14 protein-coding genes are annotated in these 17004 nt (G+C 55.0%); 5 read left to right on the forward strand and 9 right to left on the reverse strand.

All coding sequences use genetic code 11. From position 1 onward, the window contains the following. Nucleotides 1–96 precede the first annotated feature (96 nt). The 4 genes from ACIDEJ_RS14015 (at nt 97) to ACIDEJ_RS14030 (ending at nt 3625) form a co-directional block, all read left to right on the forward strand. Nucleotides 97–1101, forward strand: a complete 1005-nt coding sequence (locus tag ACIDEJ_RS14015; RefSeq protein ID WP_411988691.1) for an aminoglycoside phosphotransferase family protein — start codon at nt 97–99, stop codon at nt 1099–1101. Further along, nucleotides 1101–1772, forward strand: coding sequence for an N-acetylmuramate alpha-1-phosphate uridylyltransferase MurU (gene murU, locus ACIDEJ_RS14020; protein WP_411988692.1), 672 nt, complete (start codon nt 1101–1103; stop codon nt 1770–1772). The genes ACIDEJ_RS14015 and murU overlap by 1 nt, the downstream gene beginning before the upstream one ends. 61 nt (nt 1773–1833) lie before the next feature. Continuing rightward, nucleotides 1834–2595: a co-chaperone DjlA gene (gene djlA, locus ACIDEJ_RS14025; RefSeq protein WP_411988693.1), complete on the forward strand. Its 762-nt coding sequence runs from the start codon at nt 1834–1836 to the stop codon at nt 2593–2595. Nucleotides 2596–2662: 67 nt separating this feature from the next. Next, the gene (locus ACIDEJ_RS14030) at nt 2663–3625 is read left to right on the forward strand and encodes a D-2-hydroxyacid dehydrogenase (protein ID WP_411988704.1); all 963 of its coding nucleotides are present in this window, start codon (nt 2663–2665) and stop codon (nt 3623–3625) included. 113 nt (nt 3626–3738) lie between these two features. Here the strand turns inward: ACIDEJ_RS14030 and purT are convergent, their stop codons facing one another. Then, entirely contained in the window at nt 3739–4914 is a 1176-nt protein-coding gene (purT, locus tag ACIDEJ_RS14035; protein ID WP_411988694.1) for a formate-dependent phosphoribosylglycinamide formyltransferase, read from the reverse strand. A 254-nt stretch (nt 4915–5168) separates the two neighbouring features. Between purT and ACIDEJ_RS14040 the strand changes: the two genes are divergently transcribed. Beyond that, entirely contained in the window at nt 5169–5483 is a 315-nt protein-coding gene (locus ACIDEJ_RS14040) for a DUF1289 domain-containing protein (protein WP_411988695.1), read from the forward strand. Between the two features lie 42 nt (nt 5484–5525). Here ACIDEJ_RS14040 and ACIDEJ_RS14045 read toward each other — a convergent pair whose 3' ends face one another. The 8 genes from ACIDEJ_RS14045 to ACIDEJ_RS14080 form a co-directional block, all read right to left on the reverse strand. Then, nucleotides 5526–7328 carry a tetratricopeptide repeat-containing diguanylate cyclase gene (locus ACIDEJ_RS14045; protein ID WP_411988696.1) on the reverse strand — a complete coding sequence of 601 codons (1803 nt, stop codon included), beginning with the start codon at nt 7326–7328 and terminating at the stop codon, nt 5526–5528. Beyond that, on the reverse strand, nt 7291–7554 hold the full coding sequence (locus ACIDEJ_RS14050) for a hypothetical protein (RefSeq protein ID WP_411988697.1): 264 nt from the start codon (nt 7552–7554) through the stop codon (nt 7291–7293). The genes ACIDEJ_RS14045 and ACIDEJ_RS14050 overlap by 38 nt, the downstream gene beginning before the upstream one ends. Continuing rightward, the gene (locus tag ACIDEJ_RS14055; RefSeq protein WP_411988698.1) at nt 7542–8396 is read right to left on the reverse strand and encodes an SAM-dependent methyltransferase; all 855 of its coding nucleotides are present in this window, start codon (nt 8394–8396) and stop codon (nt 7542–7544) included. The genes ACIDEJ_RS14050 and ACIDEJ_RS14055 overlap by 13 nt, the downstream gene beginning before the upstream one ends. Before the next feature lie 583 nt (nt 8397–8979). Beyond that, entirely contained in the window at nt 8980–11856 is a 2877-nt protein-coding gene (locus ACIDEJ_RS14060) for a valine--tRNA ligase (protein WP_411988699.1), read from the reverse strand. A 14-nt stretch (nt 11857–11870) separates the two neighbouring features. Continuing rightward, nucleotides 11871–12335 (reverse strand): DNA polymerase III subunit chi, encoded by a 465-nt coding sequence (locus ACIDEJ_RS14065; protein ID WP_411988700.1) that lies wholly within the window; start codon nt 12333–12335, stop codon nt 11871–11873. Nucleotides 12336–12543: 208 nt separating this feature from the next. Then, nucleotides 12544–13983 carry an ATP-binding cassette domain-containing protein gene (locus tag ACIDEJ_RS14070; protein ID WP_411988701.1) on the reverse strand — a complete coding sequence of 480 codons (1440 nt, stop codon included), beginning with the start codon at nt 13981–13983 and terminating at the stop codon, nt 12544–12546. Between the two features lie 140 nt (nt 13984–14123). Beyond that, a complete protein-coding gene (locus ACIDEJ_RS14075) occupies nt 14124–16085 on the reverse strand; it encodes a M1 family metallopeptidase (RefSeq protein WP_411988702.1) in 1962 nt (653 codons plus the stop codon). 217 nt (nt 16086–16302) lie between these two features. Beyond that, complete coding sequence (locus ACIDEJ_RS14080; RefSeq protein ID WP_411986041.1) at nt 16303–16866, reverse strand: acetate uptake transporter; 564 nt, start codon at nt 16864–16866, stop codon at nt 16303–16305. Nucleotides 16867–17004: the final 138 nt, after the last annotated feature.

Here is a 17004-nt window from a genome sequence, read left to right on the forward strand (position 1 = left end):
GGTTGCAACGTCAGCCGGGAAAAACTCTGCCATCACCGGCTGTATCCTGTTTTTTCCGTCGCTATAATAAAGCAATTTTGTCCCAAGAGCCACGAGGTGAGCTTGTCTGATCCCAGATTTCTTCAACTGCAGCAATGGTTAGCGTGTCATTTTAAGGCGCCTTTTGATATTGAATTGATTTCCGGTGATGCCAGTTTCCGGCGTTATTTCAGGGTGAGGGTGGCCATGCAGCATTACATTGTGGCGGACTCATCGCCGGCGCTGGTGGACAACCGGCCGTTTTTGGCATTGGCATCCGCTTATCGGCAAGCGGGCATCGCCACGCCCGAGATTATGGCAGTGGATGCAACACAGGGTTTTATTTTGCAGCAGGATTTGGGCGACCAGTCGCTATTATCACAGCTGACAGCGGATAATGCGGTGCACTGGTACCAGCAGGCATTACGGCTGCTGCCTAAAATCGCGGCCGTTACCCATAGCGCTGACGGGCCCTTGCCCCAATATGATGCCGCCTTTGTGCAGCGGGAGCTGGATATTTTCCCTGAGTGGCTGCTTGGGCACCATTGGCAATTGGCGCTGACAGACCGCGAGCGGCAACTGCTGGCACAGGCATTTGCGCTGTTAACCGACAATGCCTTGGCGCAGCCCCAGGTTGGCATGCACCGGGATTTTCACAGCCGTAACTTGATGGTGCATCAAGGGCAGCTGTATGTGATTGATTTTCAAGATGCGGTGCAAGGCCCCATCACCTATGACGGGGTGTCATTGCTGCGGGATTGCTACATCCGCTGGCCGGATGCGGTGGTGACGCAACTGCGCAGCGCCTTTTACCGGCAATGCCTGGCTCATTCCTTGTTGGATGCCCGTGTGACCGAATCACAGTTTAACCGCTGGTTTGACTTGATGGGGCTGCAGCGACACTTAAAAGCCGCAGGCATTTTTGCCCGTCTGCTGCACCGTGACGGGAAGTCAGGTTATATCAAGGATATTCCCCTTACCCTGCAGTATGTGGCGGATGTCAGCGCCGCTTATCCGGAACTGTATGATTTTGGCCGTTGGGTGCAGCAGCGGTTATTGCCTTTATGTGGAGAGAATGCCTGATGCGTGCAATGATTCTGGCCGCGGGCCGGGGCGAGCGCCTGCGGCCCCTGACCGATACGGTGCCCAAACCCTTGGTGGAGGTGGGTGGGCAACCCCTTATCACCTATCATCTGCAGCACCTTGCCGCCGCGGGGTTTCGTGAGGTGGTGATCAATTGTGCCTGGCTGGCACCATTGCTGATGGAAACACTGGGGGATGGCCATCGTTACGGGGTGAAGTTGCAATACAGCGTAGAGCCCGAGGCGCTGGAAACCGGCGGCGGTATCAAGAAAGCCTTGCCGTTATTGGGCGATGCCCCTTTTTTGGTGATCAATGGCGATATTTTTATTGACCGGCTACCCGAGTTGCCGCAACTTGCCGATAATTGCCTGGCCCATCTGTGGCTGGTGGATAATCCGCCGCACCATCCCGAGGGGGATTTTGTATTGCAGGGGCAGCAACTGCTGGCGGATGATAAGCCCGGGAGCAAACTGACATTTTCCGGCATGGGCCTTTATCATCCGCAGCTGTTTGCCGGGATTGACTCGTCCCGCTTTGCCTTGGGGCCTGTGCTGCGACAATACATCAGCCAAGGGCGGGTGAGCGGTGAGCACTGGCAGGATTATTGGTGCGATGTGGGCACTGTGGCACGGTTGCAGACATTGGAGCGGCGACTGGCAGACAAACGCTGATACGGGTATTGGCAGGGGCCAGAGGCTGGATAAACACATTAGGTGAGAAGCAGGAAAAACAATGCAAATTTGGGGAAAGTTTTTTGGCGGTGTGATTGGTTTCATGTTCGGCCGCTTTTTTGGTGCTCTGCTCGGGATCTGGCTGGGGCACCAACTGGATAAACGCATGGCGCAAAATAGCGCACTAACCCGTCAGACCCAGTTCTTCAATACCACTTTTGCGGTGATGGGACATATTGCCAAAGCGTCCGGACGGGTGACTGAAAACGATATCCGCATCGCCTCCATGTTGATGGACACCTTGCGGCTGGACAGCCTTGCCCGCAAAGAGGCGCAGCAAGCCTTCAGGGACGGGAAATCGGCAGATTTCGACCTGTTGTATTACTTGCGCCGCTTCCGCACCCTGACCTTGGGACGCCGGGAAGTGCAGCAGATGTTTTTGGAAATCCAAATTCAAACGGCGTTGTCTGATGGTGAACTGCATCCCAAAGAGCTGAATATTTTACGCACCATCGCCAGCGAATTGGGTTTTAGCCAGTCCCAGCTGGATGCCTTGCTGAAACGCTGGCAGGCGGAGTTTCGTTTCCAGCAGCCAAGCAGCAATGCCCCGTCAGAACACGATGCCTACCATGTGCTGGGGATAACCCCTGCCGCCTCCGATCAGGACGTGAAACGGGCTTACCGCAAACTGATGAATGAATACCACCCAGACAAACTGGTGGCAAAAGGGTTGCCGCAGGAGATGATGGAAATCGCCAAACGCAAGGCGCAGGACATTCAGGCCGCTTATGAACGGGTCAAGCTGGCGCGGGGCATGCGCTGAGCCTTCATCGCCACGGGCAAGTTGACGGGCATGGCATAACGGTTTTATAGCAGAGGAGAAGGATGTGATGACTGAAGCAGTCAAGATAGTGGTACTTGATGGTTACACCCTCAATTCCGGCGATCTTTCCTGGGCGCCATTGGCGCAATTGGGACAGTTGCAGGTGTACGACCGCACCGGTGCGGAAGATACACTGGAAAGAGCCCGCGGCGCCCAGATTTTGCTGACCAACAAAACCGTGCTCGATGCCGACACGCTGCGCCAGTTACCGGATGTGCGTTATATCGGGGTGCTGGCCACCGGTTACAATGTGGTGGATTTACAGGCCGCAGCGGCCCGGGGCATTGTGGTGACCAATGTGCCGGCCTATGGCCCGGATGCCGTGGCGCAAATGGTGTTTGCCCACATTTTGCATCATACCCAGAGGGTGGCGCAGCATCATGAGGCGGTTGCTGCCGGGCAGTGGAGCAGCAGCATTGATTTTTGCTTTACCCTGGCACCGTTGACATCCCTGAGCGGCAAGCAGTTGGGGGTGGTGGGTTACGGCGATATCGGCTCACAGGTGGCGCGCATTGGGCTGGCACTTGGCATGAACGTACTGCTGCACACCCGTACGCCCCGCACGGACTTGCCTGACGGCATTACCCAAGTCCCTCTGGAAACCCTGTATCAGCAAGCGGATGTGATCTCCTTGCATTGTCCCCTCAGTGAGACGACTGCCGGCATGATCAATCGTCAGACCCTGGCCTTGATGAAACCGGGCTGCATTTTAATCAACACCGCCAGAGGTGGGCTGGTGGATGAAGCGGCACTGGCAGAAGCATTACATGCCGGCCATCTGCGGGCGGGAGTGGATGTGCTGTCAAGCGAGCCTCCCAAAACGGATAATCCGCTGCTTGGCGCGCCCAATATCAGCATCACCCCCCATAATGCCTGGGCGACGACCGAAGCCCGACAAAAGCTGATGAATATTGCCATTGATAATGTCAGCGCATTTTTGCATGGCAACGTCCAGCATCAGGTAAATTGAGCCGTTTCCCATAAAAACGCCCGGAAATATCCGGGCGTTTTTTCATGAAATCCATGTGCCATGCATGGCTGGATGAAGGCGCTGGCAGCGTCAGCAAGCCGGGTTTCTGGCGGTTAGCATGTCACCTTGACACAGGCTGCAGCCCGCAACGCTTTTTGAATGGCACCATCCACATCCTGCGCCCGGGCCAGGGCTACGCCCAAGCGGCGACGGCCGTGAATTTCCGGTTTGCCAAACAGGCGCAGCTGAGTGTCTGCCTCTGTCAGCGCTTCTGCCAGTCCGTCATAACGGATATTGCTGGAGTCCCCTTCACAGAGCACCACCGCTGACGCACTGGGCCCATGCTGCTGGATATTGGGGATGGGCAGACCCAGAATCGCCCGTACATGCAGGGCAAATTCAGACAAATCCTGGCTTATCAGCGTGACCATGCCGGTATCATGAGGACGGGGCGACACCTCGGAGAAATACACATCGTCGCCTTTTACAAACAACTCCACGCCAAACAGCCCATAGCCACCCAGCTCGCTGACCACCTTGCGGCCAATCTCCTGGGCTTTGGCCAGCGCTGCAGCGCTCATCATCTGTGGCTGCCAGCTTTCGCGGTAATCGCCGTCTTCCTGACGATGGCCTATGGGGGCGCAGAAGTGAATGCCGTTTACCGCGCTGATGGTCAGCAGGGTGATTTCATAATCAAAGGGAACAAAGCCTTCCACTATCACCCGACCTTCTCCGGCGCGGCCACCTTGCTGGGCATATTCCCAGGCATGGCTGATCTGCTGCTCGTCGCGGATAACGCTTTGCCCTTTACCGGAAGAACTCATCACGGGTTTGACCACGCACGGCATGCCGATATGGGCTACGGCTTGGTTAAACTCATCTTGCGTGTCACAAAAGACATAAGGGGAGGTGGGCAGCCCCAGGGTTTCTGCTGCCAGACGACGGATCCCTTCCCTGTCCATAGTCAGGCGGGTGGCTCTGGCGGTGGGCACCACATGCAGGCCTTCGGCTTCCAGTTCCACCAGGGTTTGGGTGGCAATGGCCTCGATTTCCGGAATGACAAGATGGGGCTGTTCCTTGGCAATGATCTGTCGCAGCGCCGCGCCATCCAGCATGTTGATCACGTGGGATCTGTGGGCAATCTGCATTGCCGGCGCATTGGGGTAGCGATCAACCCCAATCACTTCAATGCCAAGGCGTTGCAGTTCAATCGCCACTTCCTTGCCCAGTTCACCGCAGCCGAGCAACATGGCGCGCTTGGCGCCTTCACACAGGGGAGTGCCTATCATTTTGTGGGTACCTTTATGATTATATTGAAACGCCCTGGGGCGTAAGTAATCGCTAGTTTACTCATTTACGTTTACCACACGTAGCGTACCGGTTGAAATGTGATAAAAATCACATAAAATTAACTGTCGGTTTTATCGTCAAGCCAAGTGGACATCTGCCAGGTGCAACGGGAAAACAGCGCCTGTCATCAGGTGGTTATCATCAACGCTTGACGTTGTCACGGGGACAGCCTCCACGATATAGCGGGTCATTTATGGAACAGCTGGCGTTTTTTGAAATACCCAACCCCTGCGTTGGCATTTGCCAGTCGGATGAACGGGGCTACTGCAAAGGCTGCTTTCGCAGCCGTGAGGAACGTTTTGGCTGGCAACAGTTTTCCGATGCGCGCAAAGCGGATGTGATTCGTTTGTGCAAGGCCCGCAAGCGGCGGCGTCAGCTGGCGCTGTTAAAGCAGCTGCAACTGCAGCAACAACAGCAACAGGCGCAGCTCCTGTCGCAAAATCCACAGCTGAGTTTTGATGAACCGGATGAAGACAGGCTGGATTTTAGCGGCTTTGAGCTTGATTGAACCTGGAAACCTTGATGCCGCCGCAATGCTTGCCATTGTTGCCTAGGATAAGCCCCATTTGGCAGGGGTGGCTTGCTCCAGCGTGGTGCAGGTCGCTGGCGTGTAATCGCATACCCGGTTACGGCCGCGCATTTTGGCAAGGTACATTGCCTGGTCGGCATCGTGCATGAGCTGCTCCAGTTTATAGCCGGAGATGGCCGCTTCAGCCACCCCGAAACTGGCGGTGAGGGAAAACTCAAAGCCACTGTCACCGGTGTGCAGCGCGGCAAGTTGCTGGCGCAAACGCTCCGCCATATCCCGGGCCTGCAAAAGTTGGGTCTGGGGCAGCAAGATGCAGAACTCCTCGCCGCCCACCCGTCCCAGCAAATCGTTATGACGACACACCTTGCGGCCAAGTGCGGCAATTTTTTGCAGCGCCCAGTCACCGGTTTTGTGCCCCTTGGTATCGTTAATCTGTTTGAAGTGGTCAATGTCAAACATCACGCAACTGACCGGCTCCTGGTAGCGTTGGGCTTGCTCCAGTAACCGCTGGGCCATGACGGTAAAATGGTTGCGGCTGAAGATTTGCGTCAGGCCGTCATATTGTGCCAATTGGCGAAAATGGCGTTGGTTTCGCCAAAATTGCGCCGTGCCCAGCAGCAGTAAGGCGATAACGCAAATCAGGGCAATGATCAGCGCTCTTTGGGTGTGGCTTTCGCTGTCGGCCAGTTTTTGTTGCAGGGTCAACAAGCGGTTTTGCTGGTTTAACAGGGTGATGCGGCTTTGCTGTTCAATGCCTTGGTGCTGGGCTAGTTGATAAGCCACAGTTTTGGTCTTGATTTCGTCCAGATTGGCCTGCTGGGTATTGGCATATTGAATATGGGCTTCCAGCGCGGCCGGGTAATTGCCCTGTGCCCGATAGTATTGGTAGAGCACCTGGTAAGCCCGGGTGCGTGGGCCGTTAAGCGGTGCCTGTTCATCTAAAATGGCAATGGCTTGTTGGGCGTACAGCTTGGCCTGCTGGGGGCGCTGTTGTTGCCAGTAAGCTTCACTCAGCAATGCATAAAACACCGCCAATGTGGGTTTGTAGGCCGTGAGCTGCAAGGCGGAAAGATGTCTTTCCAGCAAGTCGATGGTTGTATGGGGTTGCCCTTGTGTCAGATAGAGCTTGGCCTGGGTCGCGATAATCACACTGGCAATCACCACTTCATTGATGTGCTGGCATTGTTGGTAGGCTGTTGCAAATTGGGGATCGTCCGCGCCGATGGTGCCCATCTCGGCTTGCGCTTCCAGCGACAGCTGGACGGCCATACATTGTTGGCGGTTGTTGACGGCTGCCAGCTTAAGCCGCTGGGCATAGCTTAATGCCTGGGGATACTGGTTTAAGGCATTGAGAAAAACGGCCGCCACGGCCAGCCCGTTGGCCTGCAGGTCTTTATCCTGCAGTTGGGAGAGTTCTGCCGTGGTGTTGTTCAGGTACTGCAGTCCTGCCAACCAGTTTTTTTTCACCGCGTAAATATTGATGAGCGACAGCTTGGTGCGGATTTTTTGTGCCAGGGTGGCATCAGCATTGAGCAGTTGCTGATAGGTGTCAATGGCGCGTTCAAAATCGCCGTTAAATGAATACTGGTAGCCGATGAGATAGCGCAGGTAATGTTGTTCAAACGGGGAAAGCTGCGCCTGATGTTGCTGCAGGTTTGCCAGTTGTTCGGCAAATTGCCGGGGCTTGCTGGAGCGGATGTTGTCAGCGGCCTGCAGTTGTTGCAGATAGGAGGCACCCGTTGCCGTTGGTGCCATCCACAGGGAAAAGAGGATTACCAGACCAGCGTTAGCGCATCGCGATATGCTCTTGTGCTTGTTTGTCATTCCCTTTCTCTTCTGGCTCATCGGGGGCATCTTCTGCCGGCACCATTATGCAGCATAACGGTGCAATGTTTAAAAGCGTTTTCAGATGCGCCTCATCTGCGTGCAACACGGTGTGTGTCAGGGAGGCATTTAAGCCACTTTGCTGTATATATGCTTTGCGCAACGCTTCGTTTTGTAATGTACCGTCGCTGGCGAGTTTTTCCAATAAATCCATCAATTTTTGCATGACTGTTTCCTTTTCTTTTTCTTACTGAACGGAATGACATTGTTTTGTTGGGTAGTGACTTTTTCGCGATGCTGGAGCTGTTGCAGGCGACTGCGCAAGTGGGGGTTGGGGATCATCGGCGTCAAGGGCGGAATGACCAGCGTGGTGTGCAGGGATATTTCGGCAAACAGCAACGATTGCAGCGACAGGCGCTCCATTCGGGGATTTTGCAGCGGGGTGGTGGCCGCTTCATATAGCCAGCACTGATGATCCAGCGGGTAATCCTGGGATAACAGCTCCAGCAACAGGCGGCGCTCGGCGGTACCGGTGGCTTCAATGCCCATGGTCAAATCGCCGGCAAGTCCTATCTGCCACAAAATCAGCAGGGCCGAGGGGTCAATCCGGCGCTGGTACAACATGAATTGGCTGGCTTCATAATGCTGGCAGCCGTGTTGCCCCGGGTCCATGCCCAAATCGGCAAACAAGCAGTCACCTGCCGAGATCCCCGGGATCATTTTTGCCTCGAATCCCAATTCGCGGGCTTTGGCAATGGCGTCGTGGGGCACTTTGGCAAATACGCCGGGGTGGCCATAAAAGGCGGCCACAACATTCTTGTGTTGTTTTACTTCCGCCAAAATGGCATCCACCATTTCCCGGTAACTGATATGGCGGGATTTCCCTTTGCCGTAAAAGGGTTGCAAGCTGCGCACATCCGGGTGCATTTCATGGAGCCATAATTCAACTAAACCGTCCGAGACGCCGGAAAACACCACGTCTGCGTTTTCAATATAACTGCGACTAAGCGGGCAGATATGCGCCCCTAATGTCATGCCCACGCCCACACAATAAAGGCTGCCTGTCATTGTCTTTCCCTGGTTGTTGTGCTGGCGGTGAAGCGCAGCATTGCTGAATCATTCATGCCAGACATTTGCTAAAAACCTTGCTTGTCAGCGCCATTTCCAGGCGCGATGGCAATCTTTTTATCGGTGGCATAAGGCGGATGTCATGCGGTGGTACCGGCCATTACTGATGAATGAATGCGGCAACGCCTGTGCCGGTAGCGCCAATCTTCCATCTCGCGCTGTTGCCCAAATAGCCTGTGAGATTAATCACATAAGCGCCGTTGCAAAAAATGCTATCTGAAAATGATCAACGAATTATGACAATCGTTCGGATGATCGCTAAAAAATAGCGGCAGATGATGACAACACCGTGAAGCCCAGGAGAGAAAACCTGCTGGTTGGCACTTGCAGCAGGGCGGGTAAAAGCTCATGGACACGCCAGAAAAGGCGGATAGGTAAGGTGCAAACGTGCTTGAGGTTATTCCGGCATAAAAAATGAGTGAGCCGTTAACCCGTGATATTGGGGTAATGTGCTCACTCATGCAGGTTTGTCTGTTTTCAAGGGAAATGCGCTGGGCGCCCGTTCCCTTGATATTCAGGCGGCTTAGCCTTCCAGCTTGGCCAGTTCCAGTTTTTGCTCGGCCAGTTTTTCCTGATCCCGCTTGAACTCGGCCAATTTGGCGCGTTCCTTGTCAATCACGGCGGCAGGGGCTTTTGCCACGAAACCTTCGTTGCCGAGCTTTTTCTCAACCCGTTGGGCTTCTTGCTGCAGTTTTTCCAGCTGTTTGTCGATACGGGCCATTTCGGCGGCCACATCGATGAGGCCGGCCATGGGGATCAGCAGCTCCATGTCGCCCACCAGCTGTGTGCTTGCCATGGGGGCGGTTTCATCGGCAGCCAATACCTGAATGCTGTCCAGTTTGGCCAGTGCCATCAGGAATGCCCGGTTGTCATCCAGCCTGGCCTGATCTTGTGCACTCACATCCCGCAGCAGCATGTTCAAAGGCTTGCCCGGCCCGATATTGAGCTCGGCGCGGATATTGCGCACGGCGGTAATCACCTGTTTCACCCATTCCAGATCCGCTTCGGCTGCCGGGTTGGCTTTTTCTGCCTGATATTCGGGGAATGGCATCAGCATCAAGGTGTCGCCACTCACGCCTGCCAACGGTTTTACCCGCTGCCAGATGGTTTCCGTGATATAGGGGGTCAGCGGGTGCATCAGGCGCAGCAGTTGCTCCAGCACGGTCACTAACGTATGGCGGGTGCCACGCAGTTCTGCTTCGCTGCCGTTTTGCAATACCGGTTTGGTCAGCTCCAGATACCAGTCGCAGAACTGGTTCCAGGTGAATTCATACAGGGTGTTGGCAGCCAGATCAAAGCGGAAGGCGCTGATCTGTTCATCGAAGGTTTTCACGGTGTCGTTGAACAGGCTGATAATCCAGCGGTCTGCCAGTGACAATTGCAGCTCGCCGCCCTGGCTGTTGGGAGACGCCGGGCCGCAGTCCTGTTCTTCGGTGTTCATCAGCACATAGCGTGAGGCGTTCCACAGCTTGTTGCAGAAACTGCGGTAACCATCAAGGCGCTTCATGTCCCAGTTGATGTCACGGCCGGTAGAGGCCATGGCCGCCAGGGTAAAGCGCAGTGCATCGGTGCCGTGGGCTTCAATGCCGTCGGCAAACTCTTTGCGGGTACTTTTTTCAATCTTGGCGGCAAGTTGCGGCTGCATCATGTTGCCGGTGCGCTTGGTCACCAGTGATTCCAGATCGATGCCGTCAATCATGTCCAGTGGATCGAGCACATTGCCCTTGGACTTGGACATCTTGTTGCCCTGCTCGTCACGGATAAGGCCGGTGACGTACACGGTCTTGAAGGGCACTTGCGGTTTGCCGTCTTCGTCCTTGATGAAGTACATGGTCATCATGATCATGCGCGCCACCCAGAAGAAGATGATGTCAAAACCTGTCACCAGCACATCTGACGGATGGAAGGTTTTCAGCTCCGGTGTTTGTTCCGGCCAGCCGAGGGTTGAGAAAGTCCACAGTGCCGAGCTGAACCAGGTGTCCAGTACGTCATCGTCCTGGCGCAGCGCAATGCTGTCATCCAGTTGATGCTCGGCGCGCACTTCCGCTTCGTTGCGGCCTACATATACATGCCCGGCGTCGTCATACCAGGCGGGAATGCGGTGGCCCCACCACAGCTGGCGGGAGATGCACCAGTCCTGAATGTCGCGCATCCAGGAAAAATACATGTTTTCGTACTGCTGGGGGACAAACTTGATGTCGCCGTTTTCCACCGCTTCAATGGCGGTTTTGGCCAGCGGTTTTACCGACACGTACCACTGGTCGGTCAGCAACGGTTCAATCACCACTCCTGAGCGATCGCCGTAAGGCACTTTCAGGGCATGTGGCTCGATTTTTTCCAGCAGCCCCAGGGTTTCGAATTCGGTCACAATGGCCTGACGGGCCTTGAAACGCTCCAGCCCGGCATAACGGCTGGGCAGGCTGTTATCCAGAGTGGTGTTCTGGCTGCCGTCACTGTTGAGTACCTCCGCCACGCTGCGGATATCGCCGTTAAGGGTCATGATGTTGAACATCGGCAGGTTGTGGCGTTTGCCCACTTCATAGTCATTGAAGTCATGGGCCGGGGTGATTTTCACGCAACCGGTGCCAAACTCCCGGTCCACATAGTCATCGGCAACAATGGGAATGCGGCGATTGACGATGGGCAGGATGATCTCCTGACCGATGAGGGAGGCGTAACGCTCATCTTCCGGATGCACTGCCACCGCGCTGTCGCCCAGCATGGTTTCCGGACGGGTGGTGGCAATAATCAGGTAATCCTTGCCGTCAGCGGTCAGGGCATCGCCTGCCAATGGGTAGCGGAAGTGCCACATGTGGCCCTGTTTTTCCTTGTTTTCCACTTCCAGATCGGAAATCGCGGTGTGCAGTTTCGGATCCCAGTTCACTAGGCGTTTGCCGCGGTAAATCAGGTTGTCCTTGTAAAGGCGTACAAACACTTCCTGTACGGCCTTGGACAGCCCTTCATCCATGGTGAAACGTTCCCGGTCCCAGTCCACCGAGGCGCCCATGCGGCGCAGCTGTTTGGTGATGGTGCCGCCGGATTGTTCTTTCCACTCCCACACTTTGTCGATAAAGGCATCCCGCCCCAAATCGTGGCGGTTCTTGCCCTGTTCGGCTTCAAGCTTGCGCTCCACCAGCATCTGGGTGGCAATGCCGGCGTGGTCAGTACCCACTTGCCACAGGGTGTTTTTGCCTTTCATGCGCTGATAACGGATCAGCGTATCCATGATGGTGTCTTGGAAAGCATGCCCCATGTGCAGGCTGCCGGTGACGTTGGGCGGCGGGATCATGATGCTGTAATTGCCTTTGCTGCTGTCACCGCTGGGTTTGAAGTAGCCTTTCTCTTCCCAGGCTTGATAAAGCGCCTGTTCAATTGACTTGGGGTTGTATGTTTTTTCCATGGGAACCAGTTTTCTCAAACAAAATTAATGGGGTGTGTTGCTAAATCCTGGGTGCTGAGCGCAATGCCCTGGGCACGGTACTGGCGGTAACGTTGCCTGGCTTGTCGCTTCAGTGTTTCATTACCCGCAACAAAATCAAATATCTGGCTGAAATTGGCTGCGAATGCAGGTACCTCTTGCGCCAGATTAATCAGTAAGGGCCGTCTTGCATTGGGCCCTAACCGGTCAAAACCTATCTCCACCGGCGCGCCGTTTTTGGGCCCTTCCCCTTTCAGGTTATGGGGCACAAAGGCACTGGGTTCAAACTGCCATAGCAGTTCATCAACGGCGTACGCCTGTGGCTGATCTTCACAATGAATGTACAGCCATTGTCCCTGCTGAAAATGCTGTCTGGCAATACGGCAGGCCAGCAGCGAAACATCTTCGCCGGCATGGGCATCCGGATTGGCGGGCAGCAGATAAAACAGCGCTTGGCTCATGTGTCAGAAATGCCTTTGGAGAACCTTTCGGGAATAGGGGATTCTACACTAAAGCGGCTTGCAGGTTAAAGGTTAACAAAGCAGCGAACGCAAAGGAGTTGCTCACGGCTGACCCTCAATGGCGTTAGCTGGCAATCTCCCAAGGCGGCTTATGCCATGGCAAGCATCTTTGGGCGCCTGGCCAGCGCCCAAAGATGCGCTGGAGCGACTAGTGGCTACCCGCCGTGGTTAGCACCAGTTTGTGGCTGCCATCGCCTGTGGGCACAAAGTCGGCAAAATTCTGTATGGCGTCCAGTGTGTCTTCATGGTGATGGGTGACATAAAGCAACTGGCTGATATTACTGGCGGCAATGCGGTTGAGTGCATGGAAAACCAGTTTGCGGTTCAGGTAATCCAGCCCTTGATAGGGCTCATCCAGAATGAGCAAGGCAGGCTGTTTTATCAAGGCCCTGGCAATCAGCAACAGCCGCTGCTGGCCATAATCCAGCGAGCGGAAACCGGTTTTGGCAAGGCCACCCATTTCCAGCATTTCCAGCCAGGTATGGGCATTATTGATTTGCAGCGCCGAGGGTTTCTGATACAGGCCAATGGAGTCAAAGTAACCGGAAAGCAGCACTTCCAGCGCGCTGCAGTTGACCCGGTATTGCAGGTGCAGTGATGAAGACACCACCCCGATGTTCTTTTTGATTTCCCAGATACTTTCGCCGCTGCCCCGTTTGACGCCGAGGATGGTGATGTCGTTGCTGTAACACTGGGGGTGATCGCCCAGAATCAGCCCCAGCAGGGTGCTTTTGCCGGCGCCATTGGGACCGCGTAGTTGCCAGTGTTCACCGGGGCGGATACACCAGTTCACGTGTTCAAAAATCAGGCTGTCGGTGTATGCCACCCGCACATCCTTGAGTTGTACCAAAGGGTCGGGATGGTTGACTTGTTCCTGCTGTTTGAGCAGTGCCAGCAAGCGATCGCTTTTTTCCTCCGACAATGCCCGCATTTGCGCCAGCAACGGATGCTGCTGCCAGGCTTTGCGGCTCAGGGTCTGGGTCAGCTGCTGGTCATCAAACAGTGCCATATGGCTGATGAATGGCGGCAGCTCGTCTTCACGACTGGTGAGCAGCAGCAATTGGGTGTGCTTGGCAAGTACGCCCAGCAGGCGGGTCAATGCCGCCCGGTGCGCGACATCCAGCCCAGCATAGGGTTCATCCAGTATCAGCCATTGGGGCTGGCTGGCAATGGCTTTTGCCAGCATCAGCCGGCGGGTTTCGCCGGTGGATAACAGCCGAAAGCCCCGATGCTCAAGATGGGTCAAATCGGTGATGGCCAGCAACTCGGGCAGGGAGGTTTCATCACAGCCGCTGCTTAACAGGATTTGCGACACGCTATTGCCGCTTTGCATTTCACTTTCATCGTCGGCAATCTGCTGCTCCAGCAGTTTTTGCTGCTGTTGCAGTGACACGCAGGCCACATTGTCTGGCAGCCCTTCAATGCTGCCTTTATGGGGCGTGAGCTCGCCGGTGAGCAGTCCCACCAACAATTCCGCCGTTTGGCCTTGTCCGGCAAAGACTCCCCAGTGTTCACCGGCGGCGATTTGCCATTTTTCAATCAACAGTTTGCTGGAAGCAGTTTGGTATTTCAGATCCTGGATAAGCATGTGATGGTGATTATAAACAGTAGCGACAGCAGGGGATTCATACTGCAATAATCATGTGCCAAATACCAGCCTTTAAATGAGGCATTAGCCTAAAGAGGGGATAGCATGCCGCACCCGGTGGGCACGGCATCACTGGGAGATTACAGCGTCAGGCTGTTGTTGGCCCGATTGGCATCCGGCAGCTTGTGCTCAGGATCCAGCTCGGCGCTTTTCACGGATTTGCTAACGGGCAACATGAGGGTGGGATTGGCGCTGTGCATCCAGCTTTCCACCGGAATGCGAAAATCCTCATGGCTGCCGTCACCATAGTGCAGGCGCAGCGTGGCCGGCATCACCAGCTTTTGTTTGCTGGTAAGGCTTACTGCCGTGGCTTTGCCTTTTTTGTCTTCCACGGCGTTGATGGCGGTAATGCCCATGTCCAGCTGCCAGTTATTGAAATACCAGCCGCGCCACCACCAGGACAGATCTTCACCACCGGCGCTTTCCATAAAGCGGAAAAAATCGGAAGGTGAGGGATGTTTATAGGCCCAGGTGGCAATGTATTCTTTGAATGCCGGGTCAAAACGCTCTGGCCCCAGAATCTGCTCCCGCAGCAGGATAAGCCCAAGCGCCCCTTTAAAATAGGTGACGGAGTGGCGGTATTTTTCCGCGGTGGCTTCGGCGGGCATCATCAGGTTGGGGGCCGCATCATCCGCCAGCACCGACAGGATTTCATCCACCGGATTGCCGCCTTTGGGAGCGTATTCGCCGTCCCGTTTGGGGGCGTATTCGCCATTATTGAAAGCATCGGAGGCGTAAACGTCAATAAAGGTGTTAAAGCCTTCATCCATAAACGCGTGGCGGCGCTCGTCAGAACCCACAATCATCGGAAACCAGTTATGCCCCAGTTCGTGGGCGGAAATCCAGAACAGCACATCATCCTTGTCATCCATCCCGTCAAAGGCAATGCCGGGGTATTCCATGCCCGCACCGTGCCCGGCCAAATTCACCGCCACCGGCCAAGGGTAGGGATACCACTGGGAAAAGTGCTCAATGCTGGCTTTGACATATTCTGTGGAGCGATCCCATTTGTTGGGCCCCACGGCTTCCACCGGATAGGCGGACATGGCCAGCGAGCTTTTGCCATTGGGCAGATTGATGCGGGCGGCATCCACAATGAAAGCCGGTGAGGCGGCAAAGGCCACATCACGGGTATGCTCCATGCGAAAATGCCAGTCCAGCGTGCCTTGGGTTACTGGGCGGCTGTGGGCCTTGCCGACTTCATCTGCGCGGCGGATGTACACGGTCTGGTCACTTGACTGGGCCTGTTTCAACCGCTGCTGCTCGGTTTTGGTGAGCACGTCCTTGGGGTTGATCAGTTGCCCTGAGCCCACCACCCAGTAATCCCACGGAACGGTAACAATGTAGTCGATGGTGCCGTATTCAAGATAAAACTCTGAGGTGATGTACGGATTGTTGTTCCAGCCATGACGATCGTCATAAACCGCCATGCGCGGAAACCATTGTGCCACTTCAAAAATGTTGCCACGGGATGATGGCGTGACCGCCGTGCGTCCGCCCCAGGTGCCGGGAAACTGGTAATGATAGTGGATTTCCAGTTGCAGCTTGCCGCCTTTTGCCGCCAGCTTTTGGGGTAAATCCACCCGCATTCTGGTGTCGTCTATCAGGAATTTTGCCGCATGGGTTTCACCTGCCATGCGGACGTTGACGGTATCAAGTTGATATCCTTCGGTATATTTCCCCCGGCGCCACTCCGAGGCCATGGTGGCGCGGCTGTCCTTGCGGTACATGTTCTGATCCAGCTGCAACCATAACACCGGCAAGCTATCTGAACTGTTATTGGTGTAAGTGATCACTTCCTTGCCGTGCAGCGTGTTGCTGTGGGTATCGAGCGTGGCATGCAATTTGTAATCGGCCCGATTTTGCCAGTACATGGCGCCGGGTTTGCCGGCACCGGTACGCAGCGCATTGGCCGGGGTCGGCAGTGTCAAAGGCGCAAACAGTGCTTGAGGATCAAATGTGTCCTGCGCGGTTACCGGCGCTGCCACGGCGGCAGTGCCAAGTGTCATCAGGACGGCACAGAACCTGAACCAGTGAAACATAACCATTCCTTTCATGTTATTCAGGGGGTGTTTGGCTGATAAGGATGTCAGCCTTCACAAAACAGACTGCATAAGATAGCAAGTGTCAGCACGGGAGACGAGTAGCGCCGGCGTGGTAAACCGGCGTACTGGCGCAGGGAATTGTTACAAATATTGTGCTGGCAGCCCATGGACATGCGCTGCCAGTCTTGACTTTTCAGGCCCTTTGGCCCGGTGTTTATGCGGGCTCGCCAATGGGCAATACGGTTTTGCCGTATTTCTCATTGAGCACTTCCGCCATGGCCAGATAAATGGCCGAGGCGCCACAGAAAATGCCTTCAAAGCCCGCCATGGTGCCCAGCCATTTATTGCCGGTGAAATCTTTTATGGCCAGCATGAAAAACAGCACTACCAGTGAACCAAACACCACTTGCAATGCCTTGGGCCCTTTGAGGGTGCCGAAAAACATCAGCAGGGTGAAAATGCCCCACATCAGCAGATAGCAGCCCATGGACAGCTCGTCTGCCGCTTCGGCCCAGCCCCATTTGGGCAGTAATAGCAGCAATACCAGGCTTATCCAGAAAAAGCCGTAGGAGGTAAAAGCGGTAACCCCAAAGGTGTTGCCTTTACGGTATTCCAGTATGCCCGCAATGATTTGGGCGCAGCCGCCATAAGCCAGCCCCATGGCCAGGATCATGGCATTCAGGCTAAAAAAGCCGGCGTTGTGTATGTTAAGCAGGACGGTGGTCATGCCAAATCCCATCAGGCCAAGAGGCGCTGGATTTGCCAGTTTTTCGCTCACAAATAGTCTCCAGAAATTGGTGGTGATGACACTACACCCGTGGTGCAGTTTAAAATAACGGCGGGATTCTAGAGGGCGCTGGCGTGGCCGGGCAATAGCTGCCCATGGCAGACTGTTGCATTATTTTAACATTGTGAA

The sequence above is a fragment of the Shewanella mytili genome (assembly GCF_046765975.1).
GTDB classification, from domain to species: domain Bacteria; phylum Pseudomonadota; class Gammaproteobacteria; order Enterobacterales; family Shewanellaceae; genus Shewanella; species Shewanella mytili.

Coding starts and splice junctions, on each gene's coding strand:
- ACIDEJ_RS14030 (WP_411988704.1), top strand. CDS start 2,663: ATGACTGAAGCAGTCAAGATAGTGGTACTTGATGGTTACACCCTCAAT.
- ACIDEJ_RS14070 (WP_411988701.1), bottom strand. CDS start 13,983: ATGCTTATCCAGGATCTGAAATACCAAACTGCTTCCAGCAAACTGTTG.
- murU (WP_411988692.1), top strand. CDS start 1,101: ATGCGTGCAATGATTCTGGCCGCGGGCCGGGGCGAGCGCCTGCGGCCC.
- ACIDEJ_RS14060 (WP_411988699.1), bottom strand. CDS start 11,856: ATGGAAAAAACATACAACCCCAAGTCAATTGAACAGGCGCTTTATCAA.
- ACIDEJ_RS14065 (WP_411988700.1), bottom strand. CDS start 12,335: ATGAGCCAAGCGCTGTTTTATCTGCTGCCCGCCAATCCGGATGCCCAT.
- ACIDEJ_RS14050 (WP_411988697.1), bottom strand. CDS start 7,554: ATGCAAAAATTGATGGATTTATTGGAAAAACTCGCCAGCGACGGTACA.
- ACIDEJ_RS14045 (WP_411988696.1), bottom strand. CDS start 7,328: ATGACAAACAAGCACAAGAGCATATCGCGATGCGCTAACGCTGGTCTG.
- purT (WP_411988694.1), bottom strand. CDS start 4,914: ATGATAGGCACTCCCCTGTGTGAAGGCGCCAAGCGCGCCATGTTGCTC.
- ACIDEJ_RS14055 (WP_411988698.1), bottom strand. CDS start 8,396: ATGACAGGCAGCCTTTATTGTGTGGGCGTGGGCATGACATTAGGGGCG.
- djlA (WP_411988693.1), top strand. CDS start 1,834: ATGCAAATTTGGGGAAAGTTTTTTGGCGGTGTGATTGGTTTCATGTTC.
- ACIDEJ_RS14075 (WP_411988702.1), bottom strand. CDS start 16,085: ATGTTTCACTGGTTCAGGTTCTGTGCCGTCCTGATGACACTTGGCACT.
- ACIDEJ_RS14040 (WP_411988695.1), top strand. CDS start 5,169: ATGGAACAGCTGGCGTTTTTTGAAATACCCAACCCCTGCGTTGGCATT.